The sequence below is a fragment of the Reyranella sp. genome (genome assembly GCF_004297405.1).
GTDB lineage: Bacteria > Pseudomonadota > Alphaproteobacteria > Reyranellales > Reyranellaceae > Reyranella.
This window is the reverse complement of the sequence record NZ_SCVC01000006.1, coordinates 354,378-366,035: the sequence shown is the minus strand read 5'-3', so window position 1 is coordinate 366,035 and position 11,658 is coordinate 354,378. Positions and strand designations below refer to the sequence as shown.

At 65.4% G+C, this 11,658-nt stretch carries 7 protein-coding genes; 2 read left to right on the top strand and 5 right to left on the bottom strand.

What is annotated here, in order from left to right; translation table 11 throughout:
• The 4 genes from EPO50_RS03915 to EPO50_RS03900 are packed head-to-tail and all read right to left on the bottom strand — an operon-like array spanning window position 1 to window position 4,209.
• On the bottom strand, window positions 1-1,254 hold the full coding sequence (locus EPO50_RS03915) for a hypothetical protein (protein WP_296341346.1): 1,254 nt from the start codon (window positions 1,252-1,254) through the stop codon (window positions 1-3).
• An 11-nt stretch (window positions 1,255-1,265) separates the two neighbouring features.
• Window positions 1,266-2,267 (bottom strand): asparaginase, encoded by a 1,002-nt coding sequence (locus tag EPO50_RS03910; protein WP_296341345.1) that lies wholly within the window; start codon window positions 2,265-2,267, stop codon window positions 1,266-1,268.
• On the bottom strand, window positions 2,264-2,971 hold the full coding sequence (locus EPO50_RS03905) for a protein phosphatase 2C domain-containing protein (RefSeq protein ID WP_296342322.1): 708 nt from the start codon (window positions 2,969-2,971) through the stop codon (window positions 2,264-2,266). Before EPO50_RS03905 ends, EPO50_RS03910 begins: the two co-directional genes overlap by 4 nt.
• A 2-nt stretch (window positions 2,972-2,973) precedes the next feature.
• Window positions 2,974-4,209 carry a cytochrome P450 gene (locus EPO50_RS03900; RefSeq protein WP_296341344.1) on the bottom strand — a complete coding sequence of 412 codons (1,236 nt, stop codon included), beginning with the start codon at window positions 4,207-4,209 and terminating at the stop codon, window positions 2,974-2,976.
• 61 nt (window positions 4,210-4,270) lie between these two features.
• Between EPO50_RS03900 and EPO50_RS03895 the strand changes: the two genes are divergently transcribed.
• Both EPO50_RS03895 and EPO50_RS03890 read left to right on the top strand, forming a co-directional pair.
• Window positions 4,271-5,830, top strand: a complete 1,560-nt coding sequence (locus tag EPO50_RS03895; RefSeq protein WP_296341343.1) for a long-chain fatty acid--CoA ligase — start codon at window positions 4,271-4,273, stop codon at window positions 5,828-5,830.
• Window position 5,831: 1 nt separating this feature from the next.
• Window positions 5,832-7,364: a long-chain fatty acid--CoA ligase gene (locus EPO50_RS03890; protein ID WP_296341342.1), complete on the top strand. Its 1,533-nt coding sequence runs from the start codon at window positions 5,832-5,834 to the stop codon at window positions 7,362-7,364.
• Window positions 7,365-7,388: 24 nt separating this feature from the next.
• On the opposite strand, the gene EPO50_RS03885 is transcribed toward EPO50_RS03890, so the two are convergent.
• A complete protein-coding gene (locus tag EPO50_RS03885; protein ID WP_296341341.1) occupies window positions 7,389-11,588 on the bottom strand; it encodes an autotransporter domain-containing protein in 4,200 nt (1,399 codons plus the stop codon).
• Window positions 11,589-11,658: the final 70 nt, after the last annotated feature.

Here is an 11,658-nt window from a genome sequence, read left to right as displayed (position 1 = left end):
TCATTTGGTCAGCAGGGCTACGAGCTCAACATGCGCCGACCAGAGGAACTGGTCGATAGGCATGAGTTTCTCCAGTCGGTATCCGGCTTCCTGCAAAGTGCGGACATCACGGGCGAAGCTGCCCGGATCACAGGATCCGTAGACGATCCTTCGCACCTTCGAGCGCGCAAGCTCAGCGCACTGCGCGGCCGCCCCTGCACGCGGCGGATCGAGGATGATGGCGTCGAACCTGTCGAGTTCAGCCGTCGTTAGCGGATTGCGAAAGAGATCGCGCCGCTCGGCCACGACGCGATTGCCGCCGAGCTTGCGTGCCGCCGCGCCGACGGCCGCGACCGCGGGCTTGTCGCTTTCGAACAGGGAGAGCTTACCCGGGCGGCCCAACGACAAGGCACCGATGCCGGTAAACAGGTCAGCGACCCGCGCCGCGTCGCCGATCCAGGCATTGACTGCGGCCCGCATCGTAAGCTCTGCCAGCTTGGTCGCCTGCAGGAAGGCGCCGGGCGGCGGTTCGACCATCGCATCGCCCAGGATCAGCAACGGCATCCGGCGCGTCACCACCGGCTCGGCTGTCGCACGATCGCCCCAACTCAGACGCGCAAAGTCGGCGCGCTCCGCCAGGGTGACCAGCGTCTCACGCATCTGCAGCGAGAGGGTGAGCCGCTTGTGCGGCCGGATCAGTACATCGAGGCCGCTGTCGGTTTCGTTGACGATCGCGTCGGCCGCAGCGCCGTCCGGCAGGATGCTCGCCATGCCTGCTCGCAACGCGTCGAGGGCCGAGCCGATCGCCGGCCGTGCCACGACGCAAGTGCCGACATCGACAATCTTCTGGCTGGCGCGTTCGTGAAACCCCGCCAATACCCGCCGGCCTTGCCGACGCAATACGATATCGGCACGCCGGCGTTCACCCGGTTCACAGGCAAGAGGCCGTTCGAATGCCGGCGCTTTGACGCCGTGCTGGCTGAGCGCCCGGGTGATGAGCTCGACCTTCCAGCCCATGTAGATGTCGCCGCGCCAATGCTGCAGGGCGCAGCCACCGCAGACGCCGAAATGCTGGCACGGCGGCGTCTCGCGGTGGCGCGATGGTGCCAGGATCTCGAGAAGGTCGCAGGCAATGCCCTCGCCCCTCTTGTCACGCGGCTCCGCCTCGACGGTCTCGGCCGGCAACGTGAATGGCACAAAATAGCGCTGACCGCCGACCTCGGCGATGCCGTCGCCCCGTCCGCCGATCTCCAGAATGTCGAGCGTGATGCTCACCGGCTGGGCTCTCAGCCCAGCCAGCTCTTCGCTGGCCTCATCTCGCCGACCAGCAGGCCGACGACGTTCTTCACCGGCGGGTGCAGGATTTCCTCGCGCTGGTTCGCCGGCAGCACGCCGAGATGGTGCAACAGCGCGGCCATCGCGATTTCCGAGGCCCGGCCGGCGCCATCCCACATCTTGATCGCCACGCCCAAGCCCAGGGTCGGCAGCATGCCGCAAAACACGCCCTCGGCACCCGTCTTCACCTGGATGACGCCGGGTGCGGCCTCGTTGATGCGCGTGCAGAAGCGACCACTGCCCGCAACCATGAACGGCTCGGCGTTCATCGCGGCACGGATACGCTGAGCGGCATCGGCGCGCTTGCTCGAAAGTCGTGATGGATCGGCCATGGATGCCATCGCCTGGGCCAGCCGCTTGAGCGGCGTCGCCAGGGTGGGAATGCCACAGCCGTCGGTGCCGTGCGGGAAGGCATTGGCGTCGAGGCCGCAGAGGTCGCTCATCACCTCGCGCAGGCGCTGCTGCACCGGATGGTCGTATTTGATGTAGTCCTTGGTCGGCTCGCCATAGGTCACGGCGGTCGTCAGGAAGCCACTGTGCTTGCCCGAGCAGTTGTTGAAGGCAGCGGTCGGCAACACACCCTCGCGTGCCAGTGCCTCGATGCTCGTCTGCAGGCGCGGCGCATGCGTGCCGCATTCGAGGTCGGCTTCGCTCAGGCCGACCTCCTTCAGCCAGGCCCGCACCGTCTCGACATGCCGCGTCTCACCACTGTGCGAAGCGCAGGAGAGCGCGATATGCTCGTTGCCGAGGCCGAAGCGCTCCACGGCGCCGCTTTCGACGAAGGCCATGGCCTGGATCGGCTTGTTGGCCGAGCGCGGCAGGATCGCCGCATCGATATCGCCCCAGGAGTCCACGATCGTGCCGTCCGCTTTCACGACGGCAGCGATGCCCTCGTGCCGGCTCTCGACGACAGGCCCGCGCGTGACTTCGATGATGACTGGTCCCTTACTCATCGCGCCCGCTCCAGCTTCACGACCGTCACATTGTCCTGATGTTCCTTGGCCGCGGCCAGGACGGCCTCGATGATACCGCCGACCGGACGTCCGATCTGCGCCAGGATCTGCTCCATCTTGAGGCTTTGGATACCATCGCTGCACACCAGCAGGCGCGCATCGGGGCCGAGCCGGCGGCTGCCATTGTCGACCAGGGTCAATGGATCGCCCATCACCGCCTCACGCAATGTATGGCGTCCGGGATGATGCTCGGCTTCCTCTTCCGTCAGCAGGCCGCGCGCCACCATCGCGTCGATCTGCGGCGCCATGGAATGGTCGGCGTTCAGTCGCTCGATCCGGCCCATCTCGACAAGGAAGAATGGCGAATCGCCGACACTGATCCAGCGCACCTCGTCGCCGCGCAAGTGTACCGCCACCAGGGTTGCGCCCATGCCGGCAAGCTGCGGCTTGCCGACCGTGCCCCTGCCCACGGCTGCGTTGGCGCCCTTCAACCCATCGGCCAGACCGCCGCCCTGCTCCACGGCGTTGACGAAAGCGTCGACCGCGAGCTTGCTCGCGATCGCGCCGCCCGCATGACCACCCATGCCGTCAGCCACGACCGCCAGCAGCGAGCCGTCACCTAGCGTCACCTGACGCCAACTATCTTCTTGGTAAGGGCGGGCGCCTTGATGTTGGCCACCCTCGCCCCGCCAGCGCGCCGCCATGTCTAGTGCCACACCGCCGGAAGTTTGCTGAGCCCACGCAGGGTAAAGCTACGCCGCCAGGCGGGTGTATCCCTCTCCGGCAGTTCGAGGGTCGGCATCCGTTCGATCAGTGCGGCGAAGACGAGTTCCGCTTCGAGACGCGCGAGCTGTGCACCCAGGCAGAAATGGATGCCGCCACCAAACGACAGCGGCCGGATATTCGGCCGGCCGACATCGAGCCGATCGGGATCCTGGTATTGCGCTGGATCGCGGTTGGCCGCGCCGAGAAGCATGACCACACTTTCCTGCGGCCCCAGGGTCACGCCACCGACCTCGACCTCGGCATGGGTCACCCGACCGGTGAGCTGCACCGAGGAGTCGAAGCGCAACAGCTCCTCGACGGCGTTGGGGATCAGCGAAGGATCGGCCTTCAGCCGCTCCCACTGATCACGCTGGCGATGGAGCGCCAGCAGGCCGTTGCCGATCAGGTTGGTCGTGGTCTCGTGGCCAGCGCCGAACAGCAGGCCCATGTTGGCCTCAAGCTCCTCGGCCGACAGCTTGTCGCCGGCTTCCTCCGCCCTCACCAACTCAGTCGTCAGATCGTCCTGCGGATCGCGGCGACGCAGGTCGCAGAGCTGCTTGAAATAGAGGCCGGACAATTGGGTGTTGCGATTGGCCTGGTCGAGTTCCTCGCGAGTCATCGGCACCGGTTCGAGGATGCGGCCGTTGACGTTGCTGCCGGCCAGGAACGGCGCGCGATGCTCCTCAGGGATGCCCAGCATGTCACAGATCACGATCACCGGCAGGCGATGCGCCAGGTCGCGCATGACGTCCATCTCGCCCTTGTCGGCCACGCGATCGAGCTGCGCGTCGACCAGCGCTTTGATGCGCGGCCGCATGTCGGCAACACGCCGTGCCGTGAAGGCCTTAGTGACGAGGCTGCGCAACCGCGTATGGTCAGGCGGATCCTGTACCAGCATGGTCCGCGCCAGGCTGGCGACCGCCGGCTCCTCCATGCGGTTCGTGCCGTAGCGGCGCTGCATATTGCCGGCGAAGTCCTTGCCGAAGTGCTTGTCGCGCAGTGCAAAAGCGACATCTTCGTAGCGCGTGAGCAGCCAGAAGCCCTGCTGCGCCTTGAACACCGGCGCCGTTTCGCGCAGATGCCGATAGAACGGGTACGGATCGGCGATGAAAGCTGGATCGAGCGGGTTGAACTCGATCGGTGCGCCCTGTCCGGCTGGCGGGGTCATGTCGTTCATGCCCCTTTCCTTAGCACGAACCCACTTGCGGCGCGAACGAGCAGGCCACTAGCATCGTGGGATGTTTGCACTCACTCAAGGGCTGCGCCGCGCCGCCCAGACACGGCCGGACGGCATCGCCACCAGCTTCGCCGGCCGGCGGCGGACATGGCGGGAGAGCGTAGATCGCGTGAGCAGGGTCGCCGGCGCGCTTTCCGCACTAGGTGTGCGCGGCGGCGACAGGATCGCCATCCTGGCTTTGAACTCCGATCGTTATCTCGAACTGATGTACGCCATCCCCTGGCTGGGGGCAGCGATGGTGCCGCTCAACACACGCCTCGCCACCCCCGAGATCGAGTACATCCTGAATGATTCCGGTGCCGTTGCTCTGTTCATCGATACCGGCATGGCGCATCACCTGCCCGCGCTCGATGGCAAGACGCCGGCACTGCGCGAAGTCCTCTGGCTCGACGACCTGCCGGGCCCCGAAGGCATGCTGCACTACGAGGATCTGACCAACTACGAGGCGATCGACGACGCGGGCGCCTGCAACGACGACCTGGCCGGCCTCTTCTACACCGGCGGCACCACGGGGCGCTCCAAGGGCGTCATGCTCACCCACACGAACCTGGTCGTGAATGCGCTGAACGGTGTGGCCGGCATGGGTTTCACCGCCGACACGACCTACCTCCACTCTGGCGCCATGTTTCACCTGGCCGACGGCGCTTCCACGTTCGGCGTCACCATGTCGGGCGGCCGCCACGCCTTCGTACCGCGCTTCGAGCCGATGGAAGTCCTGCAGACCATCCAGATGGAGAAGGTGACGCACGCGCAGTTCGTGCCGACCATGATCAACATGCTCGTCAACCATCCGAGTTTTTCGGAGTTCGACATCAGGACGCTATCCTTCATTCTCTACGGTGCATCGCCGATGCCCGAGGGCGTCCTGCGCAAGGCCATGCAGGTGATGCCGCATGTCCGCCTGATGCATGGCTATGGCATGACCGAGGCCTCGCCGATCGTCACCCTGCTCGACCCTCGCTACACGGTACTCGATGGCCCTTTTGCCGGCCGGCTGAAGTCGTGCGGCCAGACCGTGCTGGCCTGTGAGGTCAAGGTCGTCGATGCTGAGCGGAAGGAAGTGCCGACTGGCACCGCGGGCGAGCTGGCGATCCGCGGCGCCAACATCATGAAGGGCTATTGGAACAAGCCGGCCGAGACCGCCGCGGTGCTCGAGGATGGCTGGTACTATTCGGGCGATGGCGCCTACATGGACGAGGAAGGCTTCGTCTTCATCGTCGACCGCCTCAAGGACATGATCATCTCTGGCGGCGAGAACGTATATTCGGCGGAAGTCGAGAACGCGATCTCGCTGATGCCGGGCGTCGCCGAGGTCGCCGTAATCGGTGTTCCCGACGAGCGCTGGGGCGAGCGAGTTCACGCCATCGTCGTGGCGAAACCCGGCGTAATGCTTGCTGTCGACGAGATCATGGAGCATTGCCGTGAGCGAATCGCCGGCTACAAATGCCCACGCAGTGTCGATTTTCGTGATCATCCGCTGCCTCTCTCCGGAGCCGGCAAGGTGCTGAAGCGTGAGTTGCGCGAGCCCTACTGGCGGGACTTTACCAAGGCGGTGAACTGACATGCCCACCATCCCCTACTACGACTGGATTACCCATCACGCCGGGCGGCGGCCGAACACGCTTGCCATCCACGACCTGCAGACCGGGCGCAAGCTCACCTATGCCGATCTTGACCGGCGCACGAACCGGCTCGTGGCTGCGCTGGCGGCGTTGGGCATCGCGAAGGGCGACCGAGTGGCGCTGCTCGCGCCCAACTGTCCCGAGTATTTCGAGCTTCAGTTCGCCTGCGGCCGCCTCGGCGCGATCATGCTGCCGCTCAACTGGCGCCTCACCGTGCCGGAGTTGGAGTACATCCTGGGCGACTCGACGCCGAAGCTTCTGGTGCACGATCGCAGTTTCGCCGAGCAAGCCAAGGCACTTTCGAAGAACCGGCTCGAGATCGATCCCGAGCGGCCCGACAGCGACTACGAGCGCGCTCTTGCCGGAGCTGGCGACACGCCTGCGCCCCAAGAACTCACGCACGACGACATCGCTATGGTGATGTACACCTCGGGCACCACGGGGCATCCCAAGGGCGCGATCATCACCCACGGGATGGTCTTCTGGAACTGCGTGAACCTCGGCATCCCTGCCCTGATCACGCCGGAGACTGTCCAGCTCGTGGTCCTGCCGCTGTTCCACACCGGCGGCCTCAACTGTTACGCCAATCCGGTCCTGCACGCCGGCGGCACGATCCTGGTGATGCGAACCTTCGATCCCGGTCAGGCGCTCGACGCCATCTCCGATCCTTCGCTCGGCATCACGCATTTTTTCGCCGTACCTGCGCCCTACCAGTTCATGATGCAGCATCCGAAGTTCCAGAGCGCCGATCTCACGCGGCTCCGGATTGCCGGTGTCGGCGGCGCGCCCTGCGCCCTCTCGATCCTCGAGACCTGGACCGCCCGCGGTGTGCCGCTTGTTCAGGGTTGGGGCATGACCGAGACCAGCCCCGCCGGCACGATGCTCGATGCGGCCGACGCGATCCGTAAATTGGGTTCGGCTGGCAAGGCCATGATGCACACTGCCGTTCGCATCGTCGACGACGAAGGTTGCGATCTGCCGCCGGGCGGCATCGGTGAGCTGCTGATCAAAGGACCCAACATCACGCCGGGCTACTGGAACAAGCCCGAGGCCACCGAGAGTTCCTTCACTGACGGCTGGCTGCATACGGGCGACGCCGCGCGGCAGGACGAAGAAGGGTTCATCTATATCGTCGACCGCTGGAAGGACATGTACATCTCCGGTGGCGAGAACGTGTATCCGGCCGAGGTCGAGAACGTCCTCTTCCAGCTCCCGCAGGTTGCAGATGCCGCCATCATCGGGGTGCCGAATGAACGCTGGGGCGAAGTCGGCATGGCGATCATCGTGCGCAAGGCCGATCAGGATCTGGCCGAAGGCGACGTCATCCAGCACTGCCTCGGACGGCTTGCCAAGTTCAAGGTGCCGCAATCCGTTGCGTTCGTCGACGTGTTGCCACGCAACGCGACCGGCAAGGTGCTGAAGCGCGAGCTGCGCGTTCAGTTCGTCGGTCGCGACGCGCCGCTCATAGCTTAGAGCGGCGCATCGTTCGACCCGACCTCACCAGGTGAAGCGAAACCCTGCCGAGACAGCATGCATGTCGTCGCGGCCCGTGATCTCACCGTCGTAGCGGGCGTAGATCGATGTCCGATCGCCGATCTTCGTGTTGAGACCAAAGCCGATCACCGCCGCGTTGCGCAGTGGCTCCGCCCCGTAGACCGTGAACGGCACTCCCGGCGCGCCCGCGAAGGACGCGGTCATTGGCCGTACCGTCGACGCATATTCATGCGCCCAACCCAGACGCAGCGTCGTATCCAGGGTTCGCTGACTCCCGATCGGCAGATTGGCGGCCAGGTCGACACCCAGCACCGTGCGGACGCTGGTCGTATTCTGGTTGGCAACGACCAGGCTGAGAGAATTTGCGCCGCTCTCGGCAAAGCCACTCTGTGATGCCGCCACCGTCTGGAAGCGCGCAAATGGAGTCAGTGAAACCTGCGTCGGTTCATGGAGGCCAATCCGATAGCCGACCTCGATCTGCCCCAGGAACTGCGAAGCACCCGTGTTGCCGGTGGCAACCAAAGAGGCAAGGCCGGGAATCGAGAGCACGCGCTGCATGCGGTTGTCCGACCAGCCATAGCCGACGAGCCCGTCGGCGTAGAAACCGCCCTGGGTGAAGGACCCGTAAAGCGCCGCGCTGTAGGTATTCGACCAGCCATTACCCAGGAAGCCACCGACCCATTGCTGGCTGCTGCTGAAGCCGATGGCCAACCCCGCTACGAAGCGCGGATCGAAACGATAGTCGACACCGACTGCCGCGCCACCCAGGCTGTAGGTCAGCGTGCCTGCGTTCGTGCTGCCGCCGACGCTGCCGAAACCCGCGAGGCCACTCAGCCAGGCACTCCAATTGGTTGGGGCCATGGCATCGCATGTATTCTCGGCGCAGGCCGCTTCGTCCGCGGTCGCCAACGCCACGCGTGTGCCGCTTCCTCCCCCGGCGCGAGCATCCGCAACCTGACGGCCTACCGTGTTGAGGAAGGTCAAACCCGCAGCGATGTTCATCGCGCCCAAGCCGGTGTAGGGCTGGCCGCTGATCGCATCCAACGCCGCTGGCCCTTGCCCTGTCGTCAGGCCGATCATTGCAGCATGGGCGTCGGCAAAGTCGCCCGCCGCCATCGGCGCCACGAGATCCAGGACCGTGGCCACGGCCAGTTGATTCGGTGTCTGCGCACCGCTGGCAAACGCGTTGGCCGAGCGCGTCAGGGTCAACAGCACATTGTTGGCACCGTAGCTCAGCGAAGGTGTCAGGAACGCCAGGTTGCTCGTCACGCCGCTATAGGTTCCGCTCACCCCTCCGGTCGCGGTCAGGATCGTGTAGGTCGTCGTTTGCCGATAACTGCCAGGCTGGGCGAGCACCTGCACGGTGCCCCCATTGATCGCAGCCGTACCAGGCGCACCCGAGACATTGATCAGGTCGGACTGACCGCCCGCGTTCACCTCGACGGCGTAGGTCGTGCCGTTCTGCGCGAAGCTGCCGTTAACATTCAGGGTACCGATCGAATTGCCCGGCGCCAGGATGCCGCCATTGCTGACGAACGGTCCGCTGATCGTGCCGATGCCGCCGACGGTGCCACCCGCCGCCACGGTGACGCCGCCCGTCAGGCTGCCATTCACAACCAGCAGGCCTCCGTTCACCGTTGTGCCGCCGACTGCATTGGCGCCAGTCAGCGACAGCGTTCCCGTCCCCTGCTTGATGAGGGCTCCCGTGCCTGCGATTGATCCGGCAAATGTCGTCGATGCCGAATTGCCGACTGTCAGGCTGTTGGCGCCCAGAGCCACGACCGAGCCTGCCTGGCCCGTCAGGCTTTGGATCGAGCGCCCGCCAGCGGCCGCCGCAATATCGAAGACCGCCAGGACGCCCGCGAGATTGACCTGACTCGAGGTTGCGATGCTGCCTGCGCCAGTCAAGGCAAGACGCGCTCCGCCCTGCACGGTCGTGGCACCGGTGTAAGCATTGGCCCCACCCAGGCTGGTTGTCGCCCCGGTCACATTGAGCTGGCCCCCTGTGCCACCACCCGAACCACCATCGCGAAGCACGCCGGCGAAAGTGGAATTTTGAGCGATGGACAGCGTCTTGGAGCCAAGATTGACGACACCGCCGCCGACAATGTCGGACAGGACATTGACCGATGCACCCGCGTTCGTACCGGAGATGTCGAAAGCGCCCGTGGAGGCACCGGTGTATTCAAACTGGATTTGGCTTGCCGCGGCGAGCGATGCAGCACCGATCAGTCCGAGTGTGGCGTCGGCACCAATGCCGACGGTCCCTGAGAAACTCGACACGCCGGACAAATGGACAGGCGCGGCGACCGAGATTTGCCCATTGCCGGTGAAGCTGCCCTGGAACGACGTGCCAACTCCTATGCGCAGCGTGTTGCTGCCGACGCTTACTGTACCGCTGCCAGACAGGGCCGCAATCGCCACCGTCGGCGCATTGATCGCAAGCGTCGTCGACGAGGCGACGGTAATCACGGGGATGCGCGAAAAATCTGCAGCCGCCAGCCCAACCGTCCCTTGGCTCACGACCAGGTTGCCGGTGAAGGTCGACGAGTCTTTCAGTGTCATCAGCCCGAGGCCGACCTTGGTCAGATTGCCAGGGCCAGCAACCGGGGCCGCCAGCTCGATTCCCGTACCGACGAGAATCGTATTGTTGCCCCCGCCCATCACGATCTGCCGGGACGTATCGATGCTTGTCAGGGGCTGAAAGGTGCCTCCCATGAGGGTAAGGGCACCACTGACGGTTCCCAGACTGGCATCGGAATCGGCCCACAGCGTGGCGCCGTTCACCAGAGTGCCGCCGCTGTAGCTGTTGTTGGCCTGCAGGTAGAGCGTTCCGGGGCCGTTGATGACTAGCTGATAGCTACCGGCATTGGCGCCCGTTCCACCAGATCCTGTCTGGTCCGCGATAACGTCCGTGATCGTTTGTCCCTCGGTACCCGCCGAGAAGGTGAGTTGGCCGTTGCCCTGCAGAAAGATGCCAGCGCCGAATGCCGATCCTGCCGTTCCGCTGGTGCCGTATTGGCTGGAACCTCCATTCCCGAGCGCCACGCTGTTTCCGCCGACGATGAGCGGTCCAGTCAGCAGAAGGTTCCCGCCCTGCTGGACGAAGATGCCACCACCCGCGCCGAGCCCACCACCGCCGCCGCCGCCATCGTTGCCGCCGGTGCCACCTCCGAAGCCAGCGGACGCCGCAGAGAGGCTTTGGGCTGCGCCGCCGCTGCCGCCACCAAAGCCGCCGTTGCCGCCACCACCAGCGCCACTGCCGCTGCCACCTCCACCGCCGCCCCCAAAACCGCCGTTGCCGCCGGCCAGCTCGGGCAGGTTGCTCAAGCCACCGCCACCGCCACCGAACCCGCCGTTGCCCGCAGTGCTCGCGGTCGCCGTCCCGCCGCCAATACCGCCGCCGCCGCCGCCGCCAGCAGAACTGGTAATCCCACCGCCGCCACCGCCACCGCCGGCAGTTCCGCCGGTTCCAGCGGCGCCCAAAGCACCGGCCCCGCCACCCGGCTGGCCCGCGACGATGCCCGCGGCGCCATTGCTGCTGCTCGCACCGCCACTTGCGACGCGGCCGACGCCTCCGCCACCGCCGGTGCCTTCCGGGTCTTGACCGGATCGCCCACCATCTCCCCCAAGGCCACCGCCGCCACCGCCGCCGAAATTCAGGTTGTACGTTCCGCCCGCCCCGCCAACCGCCTTGCTATCGACGATGCTGAGGTTGAAGCCGGTAACGGACGCTCCAGCCGCAACGAACAAAGCGCCGCCCAGACCGGCACCGCCGCCGCCGGCGCCATTGCCGTCGCCCCCTCTGCCTCCGGTTGCAGTGGCGTTCTGAATGATGAAGTTCTGGATCGCGACCGTGCCCGAATAGACCAACAGGCCGCGGTGGGCATTGGCACCATTGAGCGTCGCGCTGTTGCCGGCAATGCTGACGCTGCTCGTAATCGCCGGCAGGTCGCTGGCTAAGGTGACCGTGCCACTCGTGGCAAAGTTGATGGTGTTGGAGCCGCCTGCGGCGTTCGAATTGATGATGGCCTGCCGCAGCGAGCCGGCTCCGCTGTCGTTGGTGTTGCTGACGGTGAAGTCCGCTGCCGTCGCCGCTGTTGCGAGGAAAGTTCCCGCTCCCCAGATGGCCAGAAGTCCTTGAGTCGCACTTCTCCCCAGTCGCCTGCGTACTGCAGACGAACGCTTGTAACCACGCTTCACGCAACGCCTCCCAACCACTCCCCGTCGACAACATACTGTTTGAAATGTGATGATTGCCATCACTTTCTGC

Bases quoted from the DNA above. Each gene is read 5' to 3' on its own strand.
- EPO50_RS03910 (WP_296341345.1), bottom strand. From the start codon at position 2,267: ATGAGTAAGGGACCAGTCATCATCGAAGTCACGCGCGGGCCTGTCGTC.
- EPO50_RS03905 (WP_296342322.1), bottom strand. From the start codon at position 2,971: ATGGCGGCGCGCTGGCGGGGCGAGGGTGGCCAACATCAAGGCGCCCGC.
- EPO50_RS03900 (WP_296341344.1), bottom strand. From the start codon at position 4,209: ATGAACGACATGACCCCGCCAGCCGGACAGGGCGCACCGATCGAGTTC.
- EPO50_RS03895 (WP_296341343.1), top strand. From the start codon at position 4,271: ATGTTTGCACTCACTCAAGGGCTGCGCCGCGCCGCCCAGACACGGCCG.
- EPO50_RS03890 (WP_296341342.1), top strand. From the start codon at position 5,832: ATGCCCACCATCCCCTACTACGACTGGATTACCCATCACGCCGGGCGG.